General features: G+C 33.6%; 33 protein-coding genes. 23 read left to right on the top strand and 10 right to left on the bottom strand.

Annotated elements, in window-relative coordinates; translation table 11 throughout:
- Nucleotides 1–4 precede the first annotated feature (4 nt).
- From GHT08_RS09120 to GHT08_RS09055, 14 genes are all read left to right on the top strand, one after another.
- A complete protein-coding gene (locus GHT08_RS09120) occupies nucleotides 5–1387 on the top strand; it encodes a phage portal protein (RefSeq protein ID WP_163581120.1) in 1383 nt (460 codons plus the stop codon).
- Nucleotides 1377–2288, top strand: coding sequence for a phage minor capsid protein (locus GHT08_RS09115; RefSeq protein WP_163581119.1), 912 nt, complete (start codon nucleotides 1377–1379; stop codon nucleotides 2286–2288). The genes GHT08_RS09120 and GHT08_RS09115 overlap by 11 nt, the downstream gene beginning before the upstream one ends.
- Nucleotides 2289–2399: 111 nt before the next feature.
- Nucleotides 2400–2951, top strand: coding sequence for a hypothetical protein (locus GHT08_RS09110; RefSeq protein ID WP_163581118.1), 552 nt, complete (start codon nucleotides 2400–2402; stop codon nucleotides 2949–2951).
- A gap of 65 nt (nucleotides 2952–3016) precedes the next feature.
- Nucleotides 3017–3847 (top strand): phage major capsid protein, encoded by an 831-nt coding sequence (locus tag GHT08_RS09105; protein ID WP_163581117.1) that lies wholly within the window; start codon nucleotides 3017–3019, stop codon nucleotides 3845–3847.
- Nucleotides 3848–3920: 73 nt separating this feature from the next.
- Nucleotides 3921–4106, top strand: coding sequence for a hypothetical protein (locus GHT08_RS09100; RefSeq protein WP_163581116.1), 186 nt, complete (start codon nucleotides 3921–3923; stop codon nucleotides 4104–4106).
- Nucleotides 4078–4437 (top strand): hypothetical protein, encoded by a 360-nt coding sequence (locus tag GHT08_RS09095; protein ID WP_163581115.1) that lies wholly within the window; start codon nucleotides 4078–4080, stop codon nucleotides 4435–4437. Before GHT08_RS09100 ends, GHT08_RS09095 begins: the two co-directional genes overlap by 29 nt.
- A 32-nt stretch (nucleotides 4438–4469) precedes the next feature.
- On the top strand, nucleotides 4470–4745 hold the full coding sequence (locus tag GHT08_RS09090; protein WP_163581114.1) for a hypothetical protein: 276 nt from the start codon (nucleotides 4470–4472) through the stop codon (nucleotides 4743–4745).
- Nucleotide 4746: 1 nt separating this feature from the next.
- Nucleotides 4747–5109 carry an HK97 gp10 family phage protein gene (locus GHT08_RS09085; RefSeq protein WP_163581113.1) on the top strand — a complete coding sequence of 121 codons (363 nt, stop codon included), beginning with the start codon at nucleotides 4747–4749 and terminating at the stop codon, nucleotides 5107–5109.
- Nucleotides 5106–5603, top strand: a complete 498-nt coding sequence (locus tag GHT08_RS09080) for a hypothetical protein (RefSeq protein ID WP_163581112.1) — start codon at nucleotides 5106–5108, stop codon at nucleotides 5601–5603. The genes GHT08_RS09085 and GHT08_RS09080 overlap by 4 nt, the downstream gene beginning before the upstream one ends.
- The gene (locus GHT08_RS09075) at nucleotides 5603–5980 is read left to right on the top strand and encodes a minor capsid protein (RefSeq protein WP_163581111.1); all 378 of its coding nucleotides are present in this window, start codon (nucleotides 5603–5605) and stop codon (nucleotides 5978–5980) included. Before GHT08_RS09080 ends, GHT08_RS09075 begins: the two co-directional genes overlap by 1 nt.
- A 29-nt stretch (nucleotides 5981–6009) precedes the next feature.
- On the top strand, nucleotides 6010–6507 hold the full coding sequence (locus tag GHT08_RS09070; RefSeq protein WP_163581110.1) for a hypothetical protein: 498 nt from the start codon (nucleotides 6010–6012) through the stop codon (nucleotides 6505–6507).
- A 20-nt stretch (nucleotides 6508–6527) separates the two neighbouring features.
- Nucleotides 6528–6941 (top strand): hypothetical protein, encoded by a 414-nt coding sequence (locus GHT08_RS09065; protein ID WP_163581109.1) that lies wholly within the window; start codon nucleotides 6528–6530, stop codon nucleotides 6939–6941.
- Nucleotides 6942–6982: 41 nt separating this feature from the next.
- Nucleotides 6983–7273, top strand: coding sequence for a hypothetical protein (locus tag GHT08_RS09060; RefSeq protein ID WP_238343534.1), 291 nt, complete (start codon nucleotides 6983–6985; stop codon nucleotides 7271–7273).
- A 68-nt stretch (nucleotides 7274–7341) separates the two neighbouring features.
- Complete coding sequence (locus GHT08_RS09055) at nucleotides 7342–9702, top strand: phage tail tape measure protein (protein ID WP_163581107.1); 2361 nt, start codon at nucleotides 7342–7344, stop codon at nucleotides 9700–9702.
- A 15-nt stretch (nucleotides 9703–9717) separates the two neighbouring features.
- Here the strand turns inward: GHT08_RS09055 and GHT08_RS09050 are convergent, their stop codons facing one another.
- The 3 genes from GHT08_RS09050 to GHT08_RS09045 are packed head-to-tail and all read right to left on the bottom strand — an operon-like array spanning nucleotide 9718 to nucleotide 10979.
- The gene (locus GHT08_RS09050) at nucleotides 9718–10467 is read right to left on the bottom strand and encodes a DUF4145 domain-containing protein (protein WP_163581106.1); all 750 of its coding nucleotides are present in this window, start codon (nucleotides 10465–10467) and stop codon (nucleotides 9718–9720) included.
- Between the two features lie 33 nt (nucleotides 10468–10500).
- Nucleotides 10501–10644 carry a hypothetical protein gene (locus tag GHT08_RS22165; protein ID WP_238343533.1) on the bottom strand — a complete coding sequence of 48 codons (144 nt, stop codon included), beginning with the start codon at nucleotides 10642–10644 and terminating at the stop codon, nucleotides 10501–10503.
- Nucleotides 10645–10655: 11 nt separating this feature from the next.
- The gene (locus GHT08_RS09045; RefSeq protein ID WP_163581105.1) at nucleotides 10656–10979 is read right to left on the bottom strand and encodes a YolD-like family protein; all 324 of its coding nucleotides are present in this window, start codon (nucleotides 10977–10979) and stop codon (nucleotides 10656–10658) included.
- 151 nt (nucleotides 10980–11130) lie between these two features.
- On the opposite strand from GHT08_RS09045, the gene GHT08_RS09040 reads away from it, so the two are divergent.
- Nucleotides 11131–12810 (top strand): recombinase family protein, encoded by a 1680-nt coding sequence (locus GHT08_RS09040; protein ID WP_163581104.1) that lies wholly within the window; start codon nucleotides 11131–11133, stop codon nucleotides 12808–12810.
- Between the two features lie 34 nt (nucleotides 12811–12844).
- Here GHT08_RS09040 and GHT08_RS09035 read toward each other — a convergent pair whose 3' ends face one another.
- From GHT08_RS09035 to comGA, 3 genes are read right to left on the bottom strand one after another with little or no spacing between them, the layout of a single operon-like run.
- Entirely contained in the window at nucleotides 12845–12991 is a 147-nt protein-coding gene (locus GHT08_RS09035; RefSeq protein ID WP_337747329.1) for a prepilin-type N-terminal cleavage/methylation domain-containing protein, read from the bottom strand.
- A 17-nt stretch (nucleotides 12992–13008) separates the two neighbouring features.
- A complete protein-coding gene (gene comGB / locus GHT08_RS09030; RefSeq protein ID WP_163581103.1) occupies nucleotides 13009–14058 on the bottom strand; it encodes a competence type IV pilus assembly protein ComGB in 1050 nt (349 codons plus the stop codon).
- Entirely contained in the window at nucleotides 14030–15016 is a 987-nt protein-coding gene (comGA, locus tag GHT08_RS09025) for a competence type IV pilus ATPase ComGA (protein WP_163581102.1), read from the bottom strand. The genes comGB and comGA overlap by 29 nt, the downstream gene beginning before the upstream one ends.
- Nucleotides 15017–15126: 110 nt before the next feature.
- Here comGA and GHT08_RS09020 point away from each other — a divergent pair, with 110 nt between their 5' ends.
- A complete protein-coding gene (locus GHT08_RS09020; RefSeq protein ID WP_163581101.1) occupies nucleotides 15127–15624 on the top strand; it encodes a shikimate kinase in 498 nt (165 codons plus the stop codon).
- A gap of 51 nt (nucleotides 15625–15675) precedes the next feature.
- Nucleotides 15676–15858, top strand: a complete 183-nt coding sequence (locus GHT08_RS09015; RefSeq protein ID WP_163581100.1) for a YqzE family protein — start codon at nucleotides 15676–15678, stop codon at nucleotides 15856–15858.
- Nucleotides 15859–15882: 24 nt separating this feature from the next.
- Here the strand turns inward: GHT08_RS09015 and GHT08_RS09010 are convergent, their stop codons facing one another.
- The 3 genes from GHT08_RS09010 to GHT08_RS09000 form a co-directional block, all read right to left on the bottom strand.
- Entirely contained in the window at nucleotides 15883–16680 is a 798-nt protein-coding gene (locus GHT08_RS09010; RefSeq protein ID WP_163581099.1) for a YqhG family protein, read from the bottom strand.
- Entirely contained in the window at nucleotides 16677–18329 is a 1653-nt protein-coding gene (locus GHT08_RS09005) for a DEAD/DEAH box helicase (protein ID WP_163581098.1), read from the bottom strand. Before GHT08_RS09005 ends, GHT08_RS09010 begins: the two co-directional genes overlap by 4 nt.
- A gap of 836 nt (nucleotides 18330–19165) precedes the next feature.
- Nucleotides 19166–19561, bottom strand: a complete 396-nt coding sequence (locus GHT08_RS09000; RefSeq protein WP_018934518.1) for a rhodanese-like domain-containing protein — start codon at nucleotides 19559–19561, stop codon at nucleotides 19166–19168.
- A gap of 177 nt (nucleotides 19562–19738) precedes the next feature.
- On the opposite strand from GHT08_RS09000, the gene mntR reads away from it, so the two are divergent.
- Nucleotides 19739–20152, top strand: coding sequence for a transcriptional regulator MntR (mntR, locus tag GHT08_RS08995; RefSeq protein ID WP_018934519.1), 414 nt, complete (start codon nucleotides 19739–19741; stop codon nucleotides 20150–20152).
- Between the two features lie 69 nt (nucleotides 20153–20221).
- Nucleotides 20222–21115, top strand: coding sequence for a patatin-like phospholipase family protein (locus GHT08_RS08990; RefSeq protein ID WP_163581097.1), 894 nt, complete (start codon nucleotides 20222–20224; stop codon nucleotides 21113–21115).
- A gap of 16 nt (nucleotides 21116–21131) precedes the next feature.
- Here GHT08_RS08990 and GHT08_RS08985 read toward each other — a convergent pair whose 3' ends face one another.
- Complete coding sequence (locus GHT08_RS08985) at nucleotides 21132–21521, bottom strand: MFS transporter (RefSeq protein WP_163581096.1); 390 nt, start codon at nucleotides 21519–21521, stop codon at nucleotides 21132–21134.
- Nucleotides 21522–21745: 224 nt separating this feature from the next.
- Here GHT08_RS08985 and GHT08_RS08980 point away from each other — a divergent pair, with 224 nt between their 5' ends.
- Genes GHT08_RS08980 through efp form a run of 4 tightly spaced genes read left to right on the top strand, consistent with a single transcriptional unit; the run spans nucleotide 21746 to nucleotide 24383 of the window.
- A complete protein-coding gene (locus GHT08_RS08980; RefSeq protein WP_163581095.1) occupies nucleotides 21746–22234 on the top strand; it encodes a YqhR family membrane protein in 489 nt (162 codons plus the stop codon).
- Between the two features lie 50 nt (nucleotides 22235–22284).
- Nucleotides 22285–22719: a type II 3-dehydroquinate dehydratase gene (gene aroQ, locus GHT08_RS08975; RefSeq protein WP_163581094.1), complete on the top strand. Its 435-nt coding sequence runs from the start codon at nucleotides 22285–22287 to the stop codon at nucleotides 22717–22719.
- 14 nt (nucleotides 22720–22733) lie between these two features.
- Nucleotides 22734–23804 (top strand): M24 family metallopeptidase, encoded by a 1071-nt coding sequence (locus GHT08_RS08970; RefSeq protein ID WP_163581093.1) that lies wholly within the window; start codon nucleotides 22734–22736, stop codon nucleotides 23802–23804.
- Between the two features lie 21 nt (nucleotides 23805–23825).
- A complete protein-coding gene (gene efp / locus GHT08_RS08965; RefSeq protein WP_163581092.1) occupies nucleotides 23826–24383 on the top strand; it encodes an elongation factor P in 558 nt (185 codons plus the stop codon).
- Nucleotides 24384–25150: the final 767 nt, after the last annotated feature.

Here is a 25150-nt window from a genome sequence, read left to right as displayed (position 1 = left end):
AATAATGCATATTGATTTTAAATCAGAAAGACACACAAAATATAGAGAATATGAAGATATGTTTCAAAACTATGAAGATGATTGGCAGAAAATTAGGAAGCTTAGCAATAGTTTTGAGCATCCTTATTTGCCAATTGCATTACCAAGGGAAGTTTCTACTTTATACAGTGATTTGGCATTTGGGAATCCAATCAATACAACAGTTAAAGATAATGATGAAGCAAGCAATGCAATAGATGAAATTATAGAAGATAATGAATTAGATTTACAATTGTCGGAAGCGTCTTTATCACAATCATATAAAGGTGGTATTGTAGCAAAAAACTATTTGGATAAGGGTAAATCACGTATTACTTTTATTGAACCTGATTATTATTTTCCGGTAGTTAGTCCTACAGACAAAAGAAAAATATTGTATGAAGTTGTCGCCATTCCATTTGATCAAAGTGGTAAGCCATATATTTATACTGAGAAATATGAAGATAGAAATGGTGTTTATTGGTGTGTAAGTCAAACGTTTCATTATAAAAATGGCAAGATAGGTAAGGAAATTAACGAAGCTGAAGAAGTTAATACCAAACTAACTCAATCACCATTAACATACATTCCATTTACACGTACCAATGGTAGTTTTTGGGGTGAAAGTATTTATACAGGTTTGACACCAAACTTTGACGAATTGAATCATAGAGTTACTCAAATTTCAAACGTTCTTGATATCCATTCAGATCCTGCAATGTGGGCTGTAAGTGGATTATTTGATGAGGATGGGAATATAAAAAGAAAAGGTAATAAAGTGTATGAGGTAGACGAAGATTCAAACGGTGTAAAAGAGCCGATGGGTTATATTACATGGAATGCACAACTAGAAGCAAATTTTCAATTTATAGAAGATATTGTTTTTAAATCATTATCGTATGTATCACCCTTAGCACCTGCCTTGTATGGCATGGATTCAACTTCACAAGCAAGTGGTAGAGCAATTCTATTAAAGTCATGGAGAAGTCAATGTAAAATCACTCGAAGTTATCAATATTGGCGACCAGCGTTAAAAAAGATTCTTCATGTTGCTCAACAATTACAGGTAATTAGTGGAGAGAAAAATTACACTCCTGCCATTCCAAAGATTGAATTAGTGCTAAATTTACCGATTGATTTTTATGAAACAACTCAAAATGAAGCTGCTAAAGTTGATGCAGGATTATCTTCTAAAAAGTCAGCAATTGCCAGATTAAACCCTTCTATGAACAATAAACAAGTAGAAGAAGAGTTTCAAGAAATCATTGAAGAACAAAATCAAGCTAATCAACAAACTTTCATGACTGATATGTTAGGAATGAATACTAATACTAACAAAGCTGAGGATGTAACAGAAGATGAGTCTTAACGAGTTAGATCAATCAGCAGGAAAACTAGTAGAAAATTATCAAAAAGCATATCGATACATATTGAGAAGATTAGAATATCAAATCAATAATGGTTTATCTGAGAGTCAATCACGTTCTATTCTAAGAGAAATCCAATTAGAGTTGAGTAAGCTAGATGAACAAGCCTATAAATGGTCATATGAAGTATTACCTGAATACTATTATTTAGCTTTAGATAATATGGATAAAGAAGTTGCTTTGTTGAATGGTGTCAATGTTATTGGTGGTAGTGTGGCAGTAATGCACAAAAGAGCACTCGAGGTTGCATCTAATTCGTTGTATGATGATTTAGCTAAGAATACTACTTATATGAGTGAACAGGCTAAACAGATTATAAGAGAAAATGGAAAAGAAATCATTGATAGGCAAGTTATTATAGGTGAAAGTCAACGTACTACAAAACGAGATTTAAAGAAAGCATTAGTCAATAATGGGGTAACTTCTTTTGTGGATGCTGGTAAAAAAGAATGGAATATAAGCAACTATTCTTCTATGGCAGTTCGTACAAAATCAAGACTAATACATAATCAAGGTACGATGAACCGTTTATCTGAATATAGTGAGAATTATTCTAACAACCCTAACTTTGATTTGGTGCAAGTTTCAAGTCATGGTTCTACTTGTTGGTGTGGCTATTATGAAGGTATGGTATTTAGTGTTAGTGGTAATCATCCCGATTATCCACCATTAAGTAGCTTGCCTAATTTTAGTGAAGGCTATCAAAGTTTCCATCCAAATTGTAAGCATGTTCTCTTACCGTATATGGTTGAATTAAGAGGTAAAGGAAAAACTGTTTCCAATCAATATTTAAATAAATCAATTAAAGAAATGAATAGTTTACATTATCACGCTACTAAGTAGGGTGTTTTTTTATTGTCCAACTCTTGTCATGACGACATTATAAAAGCTTTGACATGTAAATTAATTAACGTGACAAAACACGTAGAAAATGAGAAATGGAGTGAATAAATAATGGAATTTTTAAAAGATATGTTCAAGTTTGAAGCAGATACAGGTAATAATGGTGGTTCTAATCCCAGTGAAGGCGATACTTTTAATAAAGAAGGGGAATCGGGTGCAGACTCGTCAAATACTGAGAAAACTATCCCTTATGATCGGTTTAAGGAAGTAAATGACAATTACAAAGATGTTAAAAAACAATTAGATGATTTACTTAAACAACGAGATCAAGAAAAAGAAGAAGCTAAAAAGAAACAAGGTGAATTTGAATCATTGTATAACGACATCAAAGGAAAATATGATCCATTATCTGAGCAATTTGAACAATATAAAGAAACATTCCAAACGATTTTAGAAAATGAATTAAGTGACGTACCTCAAGATTATAAGGATCTTATTCCACAAGGAAATGAGGTTGAACAACTGAAATGGGTACAGAATGCAAAGCAAAAAGGGTTATTTAAGAAAGATAATCCTGAATCATTTGGTAATAATGGCAACAATCCAGATACCAATGAAGGAAAACCAAAACGAGGATTCTTAAAAGATTTATCACGTTTTTAAGCGTTAGTTCAAGCAACTAGCGTTTATTATATTACAAAAATTATTAGAAAAGGATGATTTATATTATGAGTATTTTACGTACAAACGCAGAAGGGTTAGTGCCTGTTGAGTTGTCAGCAGATGTAATTCAAGGAGTTATTAAAGGTTCAAGTGTGGCGGCTACTTCAACAGTTAAGGAAATGACTACTAATGAAATGAAGCTTAGTGCTTTAGAAAATGTAGAAGCATTTAAAGTAGGAGAAAGTAAAGCAATTGGAACGGCAGAAGATGCTGAATTTCGTCCAATTACACTGAAAGCAGACAAATATGCAGTGATTGTTCCAGTATCTAACGAGTTATTAAATGAGTCAATTGCAGATGTATTTGCAGAAATTCAAACACAAGCAGTTGAGAAAATTCAACGTAAATTTGATACAGATGCAGTTGCAAACATTAATAATGTTATCACTTCAACTGGTCAGTCTATCAATGTTGGTGATACGGCTGGTCAATCGTTATGGGCAGATATTTCAGATACGATGGCTCTAATTGAAGCACATGGCTACGATGCAAATACTTTTTTAGCGAATAACTCTTATAAAAATACTGTGCGTAAATTAAAAGACGACAATGGAAATGCACTGTATTCGCCAAAAGATAGTGGTACAGCGGATGAATTAAACGGTTCACCAATTGCTTACAATTTTGGTGTGCAAAATGATACTTTAATTACTGGTGACTTCCGTTATTCTGTGGTTGGTGTTCAAGGTCAATTAGAATATAAAGTGTTGACAGAAGCAACAGTAGGTGGAATTAATTTAGCCGAACAAGATATGAGTGCTATTCGTTTAATTCTTCCAATGGGTCACGTTCTTACAAAAGATGATGCATTTGCTTCTTTAAAACCACAAGAATAATAATACATAATTAATTAAGGGTGGAGGATCATTCTTCCACTCTTTTAAACCTAATTTTATTGGAGGTGACAAGATGAAAGTTAAAAATAATGCAGGAAAAGTTATAGAAGTTACTAAAACGGCATTCGATTTATTATATAAAAAACGTGGATTTACACCATATGCACCATCTAAGAAAACAACTTCTTCAAAGAAAACTTCTAATTCATCTACAAAGAAGGTGAATGGTAATGACGATAAGTCTGACGGAAGCAAATAGCTATTTAGATAATCATTTGTTTAATGATAAATGGGTTGAAGCTGATGAAACCAAAAAGCAAAATGCTTTAAATACGGCTGAAAGTATCATTAATAGTCAATTTAATTTAAAAGATGGTGCAGAAGAATCCTCTTCTTATTTACATGCTACATGTGAACAGGCTTTACATTTATTAAATTATGCAAAAGAAAGATATCAGCTACAACAAGAAGGTGTTACCTATTATGCTGTTGATGGTTTAACATTTCAAATGGGAAATGCTCTTCTTTCACCAATTGCACATTCCTTTTTAAAATCTATTACTAAAAGAAGAATAGGTAATGCGATATGATTAACCACTTACTACAACAGGATTGTACTTTAGTGAGGGTGGAAAGAAATGCATATGGTGATATTGTTGAATCAGATCCTATTGATTTAAAATGTAGAGCAAACGAAGAATTTAAAATAATAAAGAATAATGCAGGTGAAGAAGTAGTATCATCCATACAACTTTGGCTACCTTTTGAAGCTGACATAAACTATAAAAATATCACAAAAAGACGTATTACATATGAAGGTAAGGAACTTATTCCGATTAGTGTAAAAAATAGACGTGATACACTTGGGGAAACCGTATTTAAGGTGGTGAACCTTTAAAATGGAATTAGATTTTTCAGATTTGGCAAAAGAGTTTGAAAATGCTTCAGATAGCATTGAGGATGTATTGGAAGAAAATGTTAATGTTATAAGTGAAGATTTACTTTCTCAAAGTGTTGAACTTGCACCATTAGATGAAGGTGGATTAAGAGAAAATGGAAGTGTAGAGCCCGCTAAAAAGAATGGAAATGTTATAGAATCTCAGGTTGGTTACAGTAAAGAATACGCTTTACGAATGCACGAAGATGTATATACCCCACAAACTCCAGGCACAGGAAGAAAATATTTAGAGAAACCAACAAATGAAAATGCTGAAAGATATTCCGAATTTCTTTCACAAAAGATGGGGGATGCGTTTAAATGAAGCTACCCTATGGTTTATGTGATGTCACATACAATGGTATTACCTATAAAAATTTAGCAAGTGAGTCCACTTTTAATGCTGAACCTACCTACGAAATATTAAAGGGTGGTATCGGGAAAAAATTTTACTTTTTAACCGATTATCAAGTTTCTTTGGATATAGAATTAAATGAAGAAAATTATGATACTTTAAAATTATCAAACCCTGCATTAAAAGATTATAATAATGGTTTATATGATAAGCCTACCAACGTGAATCCAGTAGGAAAGTTACTAACTATTCATCCAGTCGATGCTGGTCATAATAAAAAATATGATATAACCATTTTTAAGGCTATTATTGATCCAGAAAAAGGATTTGATAGAACTTTCGGAAAAGAATTAGATACGATAAAAGTTAGGTTTATCGGAAAGCCTGCTAAAAATATTAATAGAGAGATATTTAAATCATACTTTTTTATCGGTGACTTAGATCAGGCAGGTGTTAGCCTATGATGTTAATTGAAGTAGTGGCAGATAAGATTGCTACAGAGATATCAGGATTAGTTGTAGGTGACAATTTATATTTGAATTTTTACCCTGATGATCCAGACAATATCGTATCAATTATAGATCTTGGTGGGAATCCACCGAATAAATATACACCAATTAGAGAAAAAGCCATTGAAATTAAATGGAGAAATCAAAATTATAGCTATGGTTTTGAGCAAGGAAATCAAATATTTAAGTTATTTCACGCATTTGAAAATTATCAATTGGGTGATTTTTTCATTTTATCCAGTTACGCAAATACAGAAGTATCTTATTTGTATCAAGATTCAACAAATAGAAAAGAGTTTACATTTACATTAGTTTTTATGTATCGAGATTGATTTAAAATTTAAAAAATGGAGTGTTTAATATGAGTGATGTGACAATTGGTTTAGCGAATATTACAGTTGATGGAGAAGAAGTTCCACGACAGGCAGATGCTGCGACATTATCAATTGAACCACAATTTATTGATGTTGATTTATATACGGCATACAATTTTGACAAAAGAATTGATGGATATAACGTAACCGTCACTATTGTTTGTGATGAAGATTCGATTGAGGGATATAAACTAGCAATTCCAGGTGTAGAAGATACTAGTACAGGTGGTTTTCAAGATGGTGCAACTCACAAAAGTTTAAGGGGTTCGGCAAAAGAAATTGTTATTCATCCAGAGGAAAGAGAAGCGTCTGATCAATCAATGGATGTGACTATTTTTAAAGCCATTCCAACTGGTTCATGGGAAAGATCGTACGGTAAAGAAAAGACGCAATATGAAATTACGTTAACAGCATTACATAATACAGGTGATCGAACTCAAGTAGGAAATTATTTCCGAATCGGTGAGCCTGAATCAGCAGTTTAAAGAAGGAGCGATAATTACATATGAAAACAAGTAAAACAATCAATGTTATTCAACTACTCACAGATGATAAAGGTGATGAGAAAGAACAAGAAGTAGAATTTACTATTAGAAAAATCCCGATTGGTAGATTTGCTGATTTAATGTTAGGTGTCGACAAACTTCCATCTATTGTTAAAGATAATGTAACAGCAGAAGAATTATCTAATATTAATGAAGAAGTTATCTTTACCAAATTGCCAAAATTAGTAGCAAGTTCTCAAGATGAAATCCTTCAACTAGTTTCTATTGCTAGTGGTATTGACAAATCAAACATTGAGAAATTAGACTTTGAAGGATTTTTTGATGTTATCACAGCAGTTATTGAGTTAAATAATGTGAATGCGATTGTAGAGAAGGTAAAAAACTTGGGAAAGGTTTTTCAGAAGAAAAAGTAGTAAATTCAACTGAAAAACCTAAATCTAAGCTTGATATTTACATGGATTTTGAATTGGAAATGTTAGATCTATTTGCCTCCGAATACAAGTGGGAACGTGATAGAATCATGAATGATGTTTTTTTAGATGAATATTTCATGCTAAAAGATAAAATTGAAAAACGAAACAAACAAGAATACATCAAACAAATTAATATTCAAATGTTACCACATATGGATGAAAAAGATCGTAAAAAGTTTTTGGATGATCTGCAAAAAGATTTAAATAAGCCTACTCAGAAGACAGATTTTTTAAGTGTAGAACAAGCTAAAACGAAATACGGCTTCAAATAAATAACAATAGGGGTGTTCCATTATTTTTGGAGCATCCCTTTTTTTGATTAAATCAAAAGGTGAGTTGAATGGCAAAAGAATATTCTGTTGTTACAAAAATAAAGGCTAATATTACAGATTTTAAAAGTAAAATGAAAACAGCTAGTGACGAATCAAATAAGCTAAAAGATAAAATTCAATCCAACATGAAAAAAGCTGGAAATGGAATGAAAAATATTGGAAAGAATACATCAAAATATGTAACCGCACCTTTAGCAGCCATTGGTACTGTGGCATTTGCGGCAGCTAATGATATTGATAAAGCATATTCTAATATTATTACTGGTACGGGTGCAACAGGTGATGCACTAGATGGATTAAAAAATGATTTTGACGAAGTGTTTAAATTTGTACCCAATTCAGCAGATGAGGTATCAAATGCTTTAGCTACGATTAATACATTAACAGGTGCGACTGGTGAATCCCTTCAAGCATTAACTCAAAATGTGTTGGAAGCTAGTAATAGTTTGGGAGAAGATGGCGTTGCTAATTCTGAAGCTTTTGGTCAAGCATTAAAACAATGGCAAATACCAGCAGAAGAAGGCACTGATCAATTAGATCATTTGTTTAAATTAACTCAAGATTATGGTGTAGGACTAGGCGAAATTAGTGGGCATTTAAATACATATGGTTCTGTATTACAGAATGCAGGATTTAATATGGCAGAATCGGCTGATTTAATGGCTAATCTAGAATCAAGTGGTATTAGTGTTAGTCGAGTAATGCCCGGTTTAAATAAATCCTTTAGAGATTGGGCAAAAGAAGGTAAAAACTCAAAAGAAGAATTGCAAAGTGTTATAACAGAAATGCAAAATGCAGAGAGTAACACTGAAGCTTTAGCGATTGCACAAGATGTGTTTGGAGCAGAAGGCGCACAAAGAATGACTACCGCCATACGAAATGGATCTATAGAGTTGGATAATTCAGGTGCTTCAATGGATGAATCCAAAGGGGCAATTAGTGAGAATACTGAACAGACTCAAACTTTTGGTGACAAATTAGCTATACTAAAAAATAAAGCACAAGAAGGATTACAACCGTTAGGCGATACACTTTTAACCCTAGCTGAAGAATGGCTGCCTAAAGTAGTAGGAGCGGTAGAAAAAGTGTCCAATTGGTTCAATAATCTTAGTCCAACCATGCAAAAAGTTATACCAATTATAGGTATGGTTGTTGCCGCTATCCCACCTTTATTAGTTGTTATAGGATCTGTTGTTAGCGCAATCAGCACATTAGCCCCTTTATTTACGGCAGTTGGTGCAGCCATAGGAGCAATTTCAGCGCCTGTTTTAATTGTAGTAGGGGTAATTGCAGGTTTGGTTGCTGCTGGTGTAGCACTTTGGAAAAATTGGGATACGGTCAAGGCTAAAACAATAGAAATTTGGGAAAGCATTAAGGAATTTTTTGTTAGCATATTTGAAGGTATTAAAACAATATTCCTAACCGCATTAGATTGGATTGACCAGAAAACAAATGGAAAATTTAAAGCTATTACAGATGCTATTAGGCAGTACATTAATATGGCTTGGGAGAACCTCGAACAAGTTTGGAGTTTTATCAAAGATACTTTTAAAAATTCACTTGACTTTGTAAAAGCATTAGTAAAAGGCGATTTTCAAGGCATGAAAGATGCTATAAGAAATCAAATGAATAATATATCTTCCACTGTATCTAATATATGGAACAATATATCAAATTTCTTTGGTTCTGTTCTTGGGAATATCGTTTCCACAGTAAAAAATAAATTTAACTCTATAAAATCAAGCGCAACCACAATTTTTAATGCAGTTAAAACTGCTATTATGAAACCAATAGACACAGCAAAAGAAAAGGTAAAAACAGCAATAGACGAGATTAAAGGTTTTTTCTCGGGAATGAAATTGAAATTCCCTAAAATATCGATGCCAAAATTACCGAAATTCAGCTTAGACGGTAAATTTAGCTTTAATCCTCCTAGTGTTCCAAAAATAAAAGTTAACTGGAATGCAGCAGGTGGTATATTTAACAAGCCTACTATATTTAATACAGCTAATGCTGGTTTACAAGGTGTGGGCGAGGCAGGAAGTGAAGCAATAATTCCTCTCAAAGATTCTGTGTTAGGTAAGATCGGTAAAATGATTGCTAAGACAATGGATATGGATATTATAGGATCTTTACAGTCGTTATCTAATACTTTTAATCCTTCTACAATGTTGAAATCAATGGAAAATGGAATTTCTGATGCTATACAAAATAGTTCAAATGATACTACTACACAAAATAATAATACAACCAACGAATTAACAGTAAATTTAAATATTGACAATATGAATGGGACTCAAAAAGATGTTGATTCCGTTATCAATGGAGCAATAAAAGGTTTTGAAAAAATGGGATATAAAATGAAATAACTTTAACCCTGTCCATTAATTTGGATAGGGTTTTTTTGGCTCTCCACTTTGTAGCAATGAATGATTTTTTAACTCATAAATATCATGCATAACTTTTTCAGCTATCTCTATTATGTCATTGATGGTATAGATGTCAGGTGTTACTATATCATGAATTGCGTTGTTACCTAAGTCTTTTACCTTTTGAAGTATTAATGCTTGTTGGAATAAAATATAACCCTCTTCATATAATCCAAAAATTCGCCCACCTAAATTTTCTTGTTTGCGGACAACTCCATCTTTGGGATCAGGTAATTTATTTTTGTCATCATCATAAAGATATCCCTTTTTAATGTTTTGTTGAGAACATATTCCTTCAATTAATGTCCTTAGTCCGGATGTACATAAAACAAGATGTAGATTACTAAAAGATTCAACTATTTGGTTGTATAAATCTAGTATATTAGAGGGCACTGACTTGAATTGGATAGGTTTGCGATCTATTGTTAGATCTATTTCTTCATTGTCTCTAGGTTCTTCAGGGTAGACAGTAAATTCATCTACCCATATTCTTTCACCCTTATAATCATAATCCCATATATCTTCATCTCCATACTGTCTTACAAACGCTACATTGTCGCATCCTAAACACTGCACAATATGGTGTTCCTCATGCCACTGAAAATCATCGTATGTATTAGATTTTCTTTCATGAGTGAAAATTATACCGTGATTTGTTTTATTTTCACAAAAAGCACAATAAACTTTTTCTCCTAATCTCTCCATTTTCTAGTGACCTCCTTACATGTTTATAATGGTCTATTTAAATAACTTTCTTATTGTTTTCCCTGCAATTTTCCCCGAAACACGTCTTCCAACACGCTTTCCAACTCTTCCTTTTCTTACAGCGTCCACATCATTCCATATTCTCAATATTTTATAAATCTTTGATTTAAGACTCATATAATTTTCTCCTATTCCAATTCAACATTAACAATATCATCCAATGTAAAATAAATTATACCATCATTCATTATCATTTTCATTTTACCATTGTTTGACATATAGATTTTACCTATCACATGATGTATTTGCTTATTTTGATAATATTTTAGGATAACTTTTAACTCATATTCTAACGCTTCATTTAATACCCTTTGTATTTCCTCTAATTGATCCTCAGATAAAATAGGCTTATCGATTTGCTTTTCTTCCTCTTTAAAGAAATCTTGTAACCGTTCAACGTGTTCAGGCAACATAAGAGAAGTCCATTTTTTATTTCCTCTATCGCCAATCATTATTATCACCTCATACCTATATTATTTTATATCTATAAATTATACAAGAACATTTGTTTGCGTTATAAATTGTTAAAACTACCTCATATTTATTAGTTTATGATATACTTGATTTAGTAATCATTAACTTATTGAAAAGGAGTGCAACTAATTGGGTGAAAAGGAACGTGCTGTAGTTTATGCCAGAGTAAGCACTAATCAAGAACACCAGAAATCAAGTATTAAATCCCAAAAAGAGTATTATTCTCAATATGCCAAAGAGAAAGGATTTGAATTAGTTAACATATACTTTGATGAGGGTTTGACAGGTACAAGTTCTAAACGAAAATATTTTTTGAAAATGTTACATGATGCTGGATTAGATATGTCAGAAAAAAAGAATTCAAGGCTATTGGAATTTGACACATCAGATAGAGAACCTTTATTTGATTGGATTATTTTAAAGGATGTCTCAAGGTTTGCACGAAATACTGATGCCGGCATAATTGCCAAGTTATTAAGAGAAAACGGTGTATATATAATTTTCGAGAATATGGGATTCACTACTAAAGACAGCGATTGGGAGTTCAGATTTAATTTATTATTGACCTTTGCACAACAAGAATCAATTGACAGAAGCATAAAAGGAAAGAAAGCATACCAAATTAAATACAGTAAAGGTGGATTTCACATGTCCAAACCTTTATTAGGGTATAAAAAGAATCATGATACAGAAGAGTATGAAATAGATGAGAAAGAAGCTGAGATCGTTAGATATATTTTTGACCTTTATGTAAATCATAAATTAGGCACTACTGCTATAGCTGATATTTGTAATCAAAAAAACTTTAAAACTAAAACAAACAAAAATTTCACACCTAACACAGTAATAAGGATTATAAAAAATGAAAAATACAAAGGTTTAGTAATTACTAACAGGGAGACATACACAGATATTACAGGAACTCACAAAAGGGTTACATTGCCAGAGAGTGAATGGAATTATAATCATAATGCTATTCCTGCTATTGTATCACCTGAGTTATTTGATAGTGCACAAAAAATTAGATTGGACAGGGTGAAGAATATTAAGAATAACTTCCCAAAAGGGAAAAAAGAGCCAAAAAGTGAATTTTACATGAAGTTATTCTGCGGTAAATGTCACGCTGATCTGGTTAGAACAAGCAATAAAAAGGTAAGAGACGGTGAGACTGTAACCGAGTATTTCTATATATGCAGAAACAGAAGATATAAAACAATAGCTGATGGTAAGTGTGACAATAAAGGGGTTTCACATAAAGTATTAGTAAGAGAGTTAACTAAAATTGGTGAAAATCTACATCGAAAATTTAATACGATCAGAATTCATGAAGAAGAGCAAGCTTTGAAAAATATATTGAATAAGTTGGACGGTAAAATACTCAATAGCGATGAAGAAAAAGCGGAAATTAGATCGAAAATTGATCAATTAGATGAGCAAATAAATAATATTACCAATAGTATTGCTGGTGGTGTATCAGAGTCAGTACATAAGGTGATGTTTGAAAAAATTGACCAAATTGAAGCAGAAAAGGTAGCTTTAGAAACATCAATGTTGGAATATAACACATTAGAAATTGAAAATAAAAAGAGATACTATATAGAAAAATTCAAAGAAATAGAAAAATTTAGTAAGAAACAAACGTTTTCTTATGATGATGTTATAAGTTTGATTCATAAAATACACATACTTCCACATAGGGAGGCTTTAGTTGAGTTAAAAACTCCGACCTTACTATTGGATGATGAAATACACAAAGATAAAACGGATTATGCTTTGTTACCATTTACATTTGACTTAGCTGGAAAATAGTGATAACTTAGTATTAAAGGTTGATCGTCATTGTTCATACATTTAACAATGCCTCACAACCTTGTTCACTAATATTTTCACTTTTACTTGCTAGGTTAGGAATAAACAAAATTAACAGGATACTTATCACTGCTAAGACAATTAGCATTTCAATCAAGGTAAATCCTTTATTATTTTTCATTTATTTCTTCTCCTTTTTTACATAGAATTCATATAATCAAACATCGGTAGCATTAAAGCTAAGTAAACAAAGATAATAAATATAGCTAAAATGCTAAGTAAAAATGGTTGCAAAAAGCTTATCCACTTTTTTAAGTAACTTTCAATTGATAAAATGAGATGTTCTGCGTATAGATGGAGTTCTTTTTGAAGTTGGTCTTGATTTCGATCTTTCGACATGATTTGAGAAAGTTGACCTTGTAACAATTGACATTGGGGTAATATCGTAGAATAGTCATATCCTTTTGCTAAATGATCATTAATCAATGAAGCATAATAATAAATGAAATCGGCTTTTTGTTCTGATTTAATCACTTCTAAGCTATCTTTAATGGTGAGTCCACTAGTTAACATGCTGGAAAGGTGGGTAGCAAACAGATAAGTAATTTGCATTCGCTTATATTTGTTGTAAATCGGGACTCGGATAATAAGTTGGACCTTTGATTCGATCGTTAGTATTTGTTTCATCGTGATGCTGCAAACGGTTAGAAAAATGACTAATAATAAAGTCGTGATCGTACTATAATATATCATGTTGATAGCTATCTCAGCATTTTGAAAAACACTGTTCATGTTCGTATTGGCGCCGAGTAATTGTGAAAAGGATGGAAAGATCGAATGCTTCATAAAGTAAAGAATCAATAGAAAGAAAAGGAAGAGAAAAAGTGGATAACGTGAAAGTTTGTTCAGTTTCGATAGAAATTCTTTTCGTTGTTTAAGCATTTGACAACAGTTCTGTAATCCTTCTGAAAGATTACCGTGTTGGATGGAAATGTTTAAGAAACTAATTATCACTGGGTTAAATCTTACTTGTTCTAACGTTTCAATAAAAGTTTCTCCGCGTTGTAAAGCTAATTTGATCGTAGTCACAATCGTTGTGTATTGTTTGTCCCACATTAATACATCCAAAGCATCATTAAGACTGTACCCATGGTGAAATAATTGCTCGAAACGATGCAGTATCTGGTATTGATCGTTTGTGGAAAGGTTTTGTTTCCACTTAAAGATCTTTGATAAAACCATAAGCATAGGCTTTTCTCCTTAAATAATCAAAATCAAATAGATCAACATACGGTTTTTTATGAAGAATTTGACGAATTTGCTGTTCATCCAAAATCTCTAATATTGCTGCTCGTTGATTTGGTCGTTTGATTAAATCAAGAGATACTAACTGCATGGAAGCAACTGCAACTAGACTATGTTCCATATCTATTGGTTTAATCCCCATTTCAAGCAGTCGATGAATAGTACCCTGTGCACTTTTGGCATGTAATGTTGATAAAACTAAATGCCCTGTATTCGAAGCGCGGAAAGCAAATTTAGCAGTTTTTTGATCTCTAATTTCCCCAACCATAATAATATCTGGATCATGTCGTAATGCCGCTTTTAAACCCGTATCGTAAGTCATGCCAGCTTTTTCATTGATTTGCACTTGCAAGACGTTCTCTAATGGTTTTTCAATTGGATCTTCTAATGTTATCGTCTGATAGTGGTTTGCCTCCATGAATGCTTTGATTATTGCATATAAGGTTGTTGTCTTTCCTGAACCGGTAGCGCCAGTTAGTAAAATCAGTCCAGATTGAAAATGTAACCAACTTTGAATGATCTGAAGTTGTTGCGGAAACAAAAACAATTGATCTAAGGAATAGATATTTTGTTGGGGTAAGATGCGGATAGCTAGGCTTTCTAAGTTATTAGCAGGTAATGTAGATAGACGCAATGAGTATGCTTGACCTTGGTATTGATAGTGAATCGCTCCTTGCTGCGGAGTTCTATTTTCACCAATATCCATTTTTCCTGTGAACTTATAATAAGCAATGATCATCATATATTGCTTCTTTGCTAAAGAAGTATGAAAGGTTCGTTTACCATTACAACGAAAAAAGATATGGATATCATCAGGTTGGGGAATAAAGTGGATATCTGAAGCTTGAGCCTCGATTGCAGCCTGGAGAATTCGATTGGAAATGGCTGAAGCTTTATTCAAATAATTATTCACCTCCATTTTTTATCATGGTACAATACTTATATTCGACAGCAATTGGTTAATTCCTGCATAATATAAAAAATTTTAGAAAAAATTTGGAGGACGTGAAGATGAAAAGTATTTATTTAGTCGGTTTTATGGGGAGTGGGAAAACAAGCATTGCAACTTATCTGCAATCTGCATTAAAGTGGTCAGTACAAGATACTGATCAAATGATCGAGGAACATTATCAAATGAATATACCAACCATTTTTAAAGAAAAGGGAGAAGAAACGTTTAGGGAATATGAAACCAATATTTTACATATGACTAATGATGAAAATACGATTGTCGCTACAGGTGGGGGAATTATTGAAAAAGATGTGAATCGTAAATGGTTACAATTAAATGGGACAGTTGTTTTTTTGCAAACGTCCTGGGAGGAGATAGAACGACGATTAAGGGATGATGTTTCACGTCCAATCTGGAATAATCAGTCACGTGATAAACAAGATCTACTAGAAAAACGATTACCTAAGTATCTTGAAGTAGCAGATTACGTCATTTATACAGATGGAAAAAATGTAGAAGAGATTGCTGCTGAGATCATTTCAAAAATAAACGTATAAAATAATCGTTGTTGGAAAAAATGACAGTAAAATGATAAAGGTGTGATTCTGTTGTCCAACAATGATTATGTCAAATACATGACGCAAAGAATTGTGAAGTATATGGATACACCGAAAGATGAACGGAAAAAACTCAAAGAAGCAAGAAAACAACAGGAAATAGCGTACTCCAATAAGTGGTTCGGTGTACTTCCATTTGCATTCCGGTTACTGATTCAGAAAAGAAAAGACTAAAACACCAGTAGTGCTACTGGTGTTTTAGTCTTTTATAATGGCCTGATTAGACTTCTCTGTAAGATAAAAGAGGCCAGCATTAATAATCTCAATTTCTATACGAGGCTCTAGACGTTCTGTCAGCCTTTCTTTTTCTTTTTCAAGTATTTCTTTATTTTCCTCCTGTTGATCAAAGAAGTAGTCCAGTAACTGAATCTCCTCACGCAAAGCTTTTTTAGATTCCTCGACCCATTGCATATCTTCTTCTAATAAAGAATTTTCCAAATAATGAAAAATCCTTTTGAACCCGCTTGCTGGTTTAATAATTGGTGAGATCGTAAAACTGTAATCACTCATCCTAAGATCCATTGTAAATGCATCTAGGTGTTTCATCATATTTGCTTTCATCATCCCGTTAATTAATTGGAGGCCTATTGAATGAATCGATTCTTTCTTTTGTTTGCCACGATAATGCACCATAATATTAGTAACTAACCAAGGATGTAATGGTGTTTTAATATCCCCACTTGTTTCTTCATATAGGATCGTAAAGCGGGCATTTTGCTTAATATGATGAAATATTTGCTGAAGACGAGGACTACCAAAATGGATCCACTCTTTTTTATTATCTTTTTTTTTCGTGCTAGTATCCAAATACAAGGACATCGGTTCACCGACTCGTCCGATTTTGTCCATATAGTGCCAATAAAAGGGTCGGTTCATTAATACCTGATCCAGTTCACGTGTTAGTCTTATCGTCATTTCTGTATTACTTTCTGTAATAACGTCACAATCATGAATGGTAAAGTACTGATGTAAGAAATCATGTAAATTAGTAATCATAGTGAATGCTCCTTGGCTTCATTGTCTTGTTGGTAGGATTGAATAACAGATGTTAAATTATCTAATTTGATTTTAGATTCACCAACAGATTTAGATTCTTCAAAAATCTGTTCCACTTCACGCTCCATATTTGGAAGGTTTAAATCACTTAGAATTTGTTCTAGGTGACCAATCACATTCTCGAACAGTTGAATTTTATTGTATAACAAATTCATTACATGTTCTTCTACCGTATTTTTTAAAGCGAAATTATATATTTTTACATCATTTTCCTGACCGAAGCGGTGAATTCGTCCGATTCTTTGCTCAAGACGCATCGGATTCCAAGGCAGGTCATAGTTAATTAAACGATGACAGAATTGAAGGTTAATACCTTCACCGGCTGCTTCTGTTGCAATCATTACTTGTGCGTGATTTTGAAATAACTGGCGCATCCAATCCTTTTTCCCTTTTTTGAAACCACCTCGATAAATGACAGCTGGAATTTTTTCTTGTTGTAAAAGCCACTGTAAATAGATTTGTGTAGCTCGATATTCTGTAAATACAATAAATTTCTCATCAGATGATTTGATTAACTCTACTAATTTTAATGCTTTAGCATGATGTGGCAGTTGCTCAATGGCTGCTAATAAATCTTTTACTACTGGCAAGTCAATGTTTTCCTGTTGCTGTATCCATTTTTTTATCGAAAGGTAACATGCTTCGCGAGAACTACAGAATTCTCTTACATACGTAATGGAAGATATAGCAGTGTTATGTTTAAAAAATTGCTCAACCTGATGATAAGTATCCAGTTCCTGGTCTGTAAAAGGCACCCAAATGGTTTCGATTTCTCGTTTTGTCCAATGAACACCTGTATCTGATCTACGGTTACGAACCATTACTTTACTAATTAATTGTTTCAAATATGGATCTTCATCCACTTTTCGTTTTTGCTCCCGATATTGTTGGATAAAATCTTCATAAGTTCCAAGGTAACCTGGTTTTAATAGACTGATTAAATTAAAGATATCAGTTAATTTATTTTGAACAGGTGTAGCGGTTAATAACAAGCAATATTTTTTCGATAATTGTTGGACAAACTGAAAATTTTTTGTTTTATGGTTTTTTAATTTGTGTGCCTCATCGACAATAACAAAGTCATAATCCTGATCAAGAATGGCTTGGCGATGTCTAGGGGATTTAGCAGTATCTAATGTACTAATAAGGATATTAGTATTTTGCCAATCAACTCTTTTTCCTGATGTCACTGCAGGGATTAGAAATTTCTGATTCAATTCCAATGCCCATTGATTAACTAGGGAAGCAGGTACTAAGATAAGCACTTTTTGAACTAAGCCTCTTAACATATACTCTTTTAAAATCAAACCAGCTTCAATCGTTTTCCCTAAACCTACCTCATCAGCTAACAAGGCTCTGCCGTTCATATGTTGAATTACTTTTTCGGCACATTCTATTTGATGAGGTAAAAATTCTAAATGAGGTAAAAACTTAGGTGCGACAAGATCTTTGAAACTAGGGATTTTCATGGTTTCTGCAATTTGATAAGATTGCTTAAATAATTGCCAATCTGCTAACTGAGACGGGGTTTTGATTGCTTCTTCGTACTCCTCCATAAATGTTTCATCTCTTGAAATTGATATACTCATAACACCCATCCTATCATTGATACATTTGTACTGTTATTGTGGTCAGATTATCGAGAGTTATACATTTCTAATCGAATGAATTATTACTTATATAGTAAAAATGTTTAGAAGTGACCATTTCTTAATCGAAAAATAATATAATAGTTGTTTTGAAATGAATCAAGTAATACTTATCACCAGATACATACTGCGAAGTAATGAAAATACCCTTTGTTCGAAACTAAATGCACAGTCACCTATGAAGACATTTTGACATATATCGTGATTATAACCGCCACTCCGGTTGCCCACTTCCCTTTCCGTGGGGTTTGCCCTTCAGCTAACTTTTTCGAGCAAAAAACGCTCGAAAAAGTGGATCTTCAGGTCAAACCATTCCCACAGGAGTGAAATTGGGCGGCCTTCGTTAGGCTATGCTCCACAACACTTATTCGAAATCAGCCAGTCGACTTCTCCACCATATGTAGCATAGGGTGCGACTATGCTAAAGGGGCATTTACCGCCGATTAACACTGTGACAAAAGAAAAGTCTAGTTCCATGAGTTCATTTCTTTCTATAATCACAGAACAAAAATAGCGTAGGCAGAATACGGAGACTCCTGTGGGACAGCGAGAGCTGAAGATCCACTTTGTAAAGTGGTTTTCTTTGCAAAGTTAGCTGAAGCCGAGCCCACGGAAAGCGCAGTATTCTGCCGGAGCGGTATACGGTGTACTCTCTACGGAAGGATGAACAGAGCAGAACCTCAAGAAAGTTACTTCGCAGTTTATGGATACTGTTTGGTATGGAGAGGGTTTTAATATGAATATTAAAAAGCCGAGTGTGGGAACTCGACTTTTGCTTAATAATCTAATTTTTTTGTTTTCTTAATTTTACCTGTCCATTTTTTATATCCGCCTTGTAACTGATAGAGGTCTTTATATCCTTGTTTATCAAGAATTAATGCTGCTCTCATGGAGCGTGAACCATTCTGGCAGTATAAGTAAACAGGTTTATCTTTTCTCAGCTCTGTTAAACGCTGTTTTAATTGAGTTAATGGTATGTTTCTAGCACCAAGAATGTGCCCACCATCATATTCCTTCGGTTCTCTCACATCAATAAGCTGGGCTTTACGATAACCTTCACGAAATTCATTTTCCGTTAGGGCTTTTAGTATCTTTTTTTGTTTAAAATAGCGGTATACGGTAAATAAAATAAAGGCAATTAGTATACCGATAAGAATGTATAATTCTGTCATTTTTTGAATCCCCCAATGTTCTTCTATTAAATCCTCTAAAAAGGATTATACCATTTAATAGTGTGAAATAAAGAAAAAAATTTTGAACTTAAGGATTTTTAGAAAGATGTCTTGTCTCACCTGTCATTCTATTGTATGCTTTTATTTACATAATATATATAGTAATGGAGGATGTATATGCCTACACCGACAATGGAAGATTACATAGAACAGATTTATATACTAATGGAAACAAAAGGATATGCAAGAGTATCTGCGATAGCTGAAGCTTTACAAGTACAGCCGTCATCTGTGACGAAAATGGTGCAAAAGCTAGACCGGGATGACTATTTAAATTATGAAAAATACCAAGGGCTGATCTTAACCTCAAAGGGTAAAAAAGTAGGAGAAAGATTAGTATATCGACATGAATTGTTGGAAAAATTTCTTAGAATTATTGGTGTTGATGAAGAAAATATTTATACCGACGTTGAAGGAATTGAGCATCACTTGAGCTGGAATTCAATTGATCGCATTGGTAATGTAGTACAATTTTTAGAAAATCCTAAACGAGCAAAAGAATTAAGGGAATTTCAGTCAAAAAAGGACTAGATTATCAAGTTCTATCTACTGGTACAGATGTATATATATAATGTGATACCGGTTAGATAGGGTGATGTCATGAAAATTGATGGTGTTTTCTCAGGTGGGGGTGTTAAAGCCTTTGCATTTTTAGGGGCGATCCAAGCATTCGATGAAAAAAACATACAATTTGAAAGAGTAGCTGGTACATCTGCTGGAGCCCTATTTGCTACGTTTATTGCGGCTGGTTTTACAGCAAAAGAAATGAAAGAAATTTTTTTGCATTTGCCACTTGAAAATTTCCTTGATCAATCGAAATGGAGTAGCAGGTTTCCTTTTTTAAAATGGCTAACATTATATAACACCATGGGGTTATATCGAGGAAATTATTTTGAAGATTGGTTAAATGTAAAACTGATGGAAAAAGGTTTGACATCTTTCTCAGATCTTCCTTCAGATAAATTGAAGATTGTTGCAGCAGATTTAACATTAAATCGTGTTGTAGTCTTTCCGGATGATCTGAAAAAAAATTACCATATTGATGCTGGTTATTTTCCCATCGCCAAAGCTGTTCGTAGCAGTATCTCCATACCATATTTTTTTCGACCTTCTAAAATTATCAATCCCCTCACAAGACAGAAAAGTATTGTTGTCGATGGCATGATTTCAAGTAATTTCCCCTTATGGTTATTCGAACGAGATAATGGAAAACGTGATCGCCCAATTCTAGGTTTACAATTAACAGATCCTGCGCAATATTATTACAATAACAAAATTAATAATGCTGTGGATATGTTAAAGGCGGTAATAGGTACGATGAGAAAAGCATATGACACGAGATACATTTCAGAAAATGTAGCGAAAGATATTTTGTTTTTTCCAATTGATGATGTAAGTGCTACTGAATTTAATATATCATTAGAAAAAAAACAGGAATTAATGGAATTAGGGTACCAGAGGACAATCAAGTTTTTATCTAAGTGGTCCCTATAGAAAAGAACAGAGCGCATTATAACGACGCTCTGTTCTTTTTCTTTTGCTTATTTCCTTCAATCACTCTCAAGTGAGTGTGATTTTTTCTAGTTTTTAATGGTCGATTTGGTTTCTTCACTGAGATATTTTGTTTGATTGGACTAGGTTGCGTGTGCTTATTTTGATGCTGATATTTATATTTTTGTTTCGATTGTTTCACAGCTTTTCGGTATTTTCTCAGTTCATTAGGTGTTCGTCTTCTTAGAAAGAAGAAGTACACTAAACCAAAAATGGCTGCACCGATTAACAAGGATATAAATAGGAATTTAAGTAAACCGAGTGTGTCAGTAATTAAGAAAGAGATAAAACCGAACACAGCTAATCCGATTAATGCATAAACAACGATAGAACCTATGTTTCGATTCATTTAAGCTTCCTCCTTTACATAAAAGTATACACGATTTAAAGTCCTTTCTATAGTTATACCCGTTATTTGTTGGATTTTATACAAAATTTTTTTAAATACTTGAAACAATGATATTAAAGCGCTTTATTTTTATTGTATTAGAAAAATAGCAAAATAACTAGATCTTAAGTACATTTAGCATGAAAAAGTTGATTTTGGTTAGCCTATTTTTTGAGGTGATTATATTGAGACGTGTCTATCTTAAAGAAAATAAACAAGAAAAAACTTCATTAATTCCCAAAACTATTAGTATCGGTTTTTTTGGGGGGCTTATCTGGGGAACAATTGCTGCCATTGCAGGTTACTTTAACTTTACAGAAGTAACTCCGAAGAGTTTAATATTACGACCTTGGTTACAGTCAGCATGGTCAGATCAATGGTTAGGCCAATTTATTTCCATATTGATTATCAGTCTAATATCCATAGGATTAGCATTATTATATTATGTTTTACTGAAAAAATTTCCAGGTGTGTTACCAGGCATATTAGCTGGAATTGTTTTATGGTTTATTGTTTTTTGGTTGTTGGAACCGATTTTTACAAATATACCACCGTTTTTTGAGTTAGATAGTGATACTGTGGTGACTACTGTTTGTTTATTCATTTTATATAGTGTATTTATTGTATATTCTATTTCTTTTGCTTATCAGCAACATATAGGTGAAAATAATTAACCAACTATGTTAAGATGGTGAAGAAAGCTTGTGGAGATGGAGTGAAGGAAATGGGGAAGTTACTTTTATTAAATGGACCGAACTTAAATCGTTTAGGAAAACGAGAACCTGATCTGTATGGTAATGAAACATTACAGGATATCGAGAATAAAGTACGAGGCGTAATGGAACCTTATCAAGTTCATTTAGATGCCAAGCAATCCAATCATGAAGGTGAATTAATTGACTGGATACATGAGGCAGAAGGAAAATATCATGGCATTATATTTAATCCCGGGGCGTATACACATACTAGCATTGCGCTAAGAGATGCTATTAGTTCCATTACTATTCCAGTTATTGAGGTACACATATCAAATGTACATAAGCGAGAGTCATTCCGTCAAACTTCCATGTTAGCTCCTGTCTGTAGCGGTCAAATTGTTGGCTTAGGTACAAAAGGATATCAATTAGCAGCAATGTATTTCTTAGAAAATATTCGATAGAAAGGGAGTTAGGGATGAAGAGACTTGAGAAATTAAAAAATGTAATAAAGCAAGCAAATATCGATGGATTATTAATAACCAGTCCGATTAATAGACGATATATTACGGGTTTTACAGGTACTGCAGGTGTAGCACTTGTAACTAGTAGTGATGCAATCTTTGTTACTGATTTCCGTTACATGGAGCAAGCCAGTGATCAGGTTAAAGGATTTGATATTAAAGAACATAAAGGACCAATTCAAGACACCATAGCGGAATTAGTAGAGTCATTACAAATCAAAACGGTTGGATTTGAAAAAGATGACCTGACATATGGTTTATATGAAAAATATAATGAATCAATCAAAGCAAACTTGATTCCTTCAAATGGGTTAATTGAGAAATTACGCTTGATTAAAGATCAAGATGAGCTTAATATAATAAAAGATGCTTGTAAAATTGCCGATGATGCGTTTGACCATATTTTAAAATACATAAAACCGGGAGTAAAAGAGATCGATATCTCTAATGAATTAGAGTTCTTTATGAGAAAGCAAGGTGCAACATCATCTAGCTTTGATATTATCGTTGCCTCCGGTTACCGATCTGCATTGCCGCATGGTGTAGCATCGGCAAAAGAAATTCAGTCTGGTGAATTGGTAACATTGGACTTTGGTGCCATGTATAAAGGATACGCTTCCGATATTACTAGAACACTAGCCGTTGGGAATATATCAGAAGAATTAGAGATGATCTACCAAACAGTTCTTGAAGCACAGTTAAAAGGTGTAGAAGGAATAAAAGCGGGAATAACTGCTAAACAAGCTGATGCCTTAACTAGAGATCATATTGATCAAAAAGGCTATGGTAAATACTTTGGTCACTCAACAGGTCATGGACTTGGGTTAGATGTACATGAAATGCCAGGTTTGTCGTTCCGTTCAGATGCAGTGCTTGAACAAGGCATGGTGGTAACAGTTGAACCGGGAATCTATGTACCTAATGTTGGGGGATGCCGTATAGAAGATGACATTGTAATTACGGAAGATGGCAATGAACGGCTAACTCATTCACCGAAAGACTTAATTCGCTTATCAGTATCGTAAACATTTTTGAGGAGGAATTTGATGATTTCAGTTAATGATTTTAGAACAGGACTCACCATTGAGGTAGATGGAGGTATTTGGCAAGTAATGGAATTCCAGCATGTAAAACCTGGTAAAGGTGCTGCTTTTGTGCGTTCCAAATTACGTAACCTCCGAAATGGTAGTATTCAGGAAAAGACATTCCGAGGTGGAGAGAAAGTAAATAGAGCTCATATCGAAAATAGAAAGATGCAATACTTATATGGTTCTGGTGATACTCATACCTTTATGGATACCAACTCATTTGAACAAACAGAATTACAAGCAAATCAGATTGAACGCGAATTGCAATTTATTAAAGAAAACATGGAAGTTAACATTTTAACATACGAAGGAGAAACTATCGGGGTAGACTTACCTAATAACGTTGAGCTTACTGTAACAGAAACAGAGCCTGGAATAAAAGGTGATACAGCAAGCGGCGGAACCAAGCCAGCAACCTTAGAAACGGGTTTAACCGTTCAGGTACCTTTCTTCGTTAATGAAGGAGATGTACTAGTAATCTCCACCGCAGACGGCAAATACGTCTCCCGTGCATAATATTAGAATAGAAAGAGGAAAAACTACTAAGTGAGCTTCACTTAGTAGTTTTTTCTTTTATAAATAGTCAAGCACAAAATACATAAACTGCGAAGTAACTAAGACATGGATTCACTCTCTTCCCGTACTGCATTTTGATGAGTGCTGCTATACGCTCCGGCAGAATACTGCGCTTTCCGTGGGCTCGGCTTCAGCTAACTTTGCAAAGAAAACCACTTTGCAAAGTGGATCTTCAGCTCTCGCTGTCCCACAGGAGTGTCCGTATTCTGCCTACGCTATTTTTGTTATCTGATTATAGAAAGGAATGAACTCATGGAACTAAAATTTTCTGTTTTATTACAGTACTAATTGGGTGTGAATGCCCCTTTAGCATAGTCGTACCCTACGCTACATATGGTGGAGAAATGGACTGGTTGATTTCTGATTAGTGTTGTGGAGCATATTTTAACGAAGGCCGTCCACTTCCACTCCTGTGGGAATTGTTTGACCTGAAGATCCACTTTTTCGAGCGGTTTTGGCTCGAAAAAGTAAACCCCACGGAAAGGGAAGTGGGCAGCCGGAGTGGTAGTTATCATCACGTCATCACGATATATTTCAAAATTATTTCTTAGATGACCGCACATCTAATTACCACGCTACTTCAGCCAGAACTTTCATTACTTCGCAGTTTGTATCTACTAATACGTCAGCCATATGAAAGAATTGGAGTCGCGGCATGTTGTCCGACTCTTTTTATATATATAAGGAAAGTATAAAATTTGCGCAGA

It is taken from the genome of Gracilibacillus saliphilus (genome assembly GCF_010994085.1).
Lineage (GTDB): Bacteria > Bacillota > Bacilli > Bacillales > Amphibacillaceae > Gracilibacillus > Gracilibacillus lacisalsi.
This window is presented reverse-complemented; position numbering and strand designations above follow the sequence as displayed.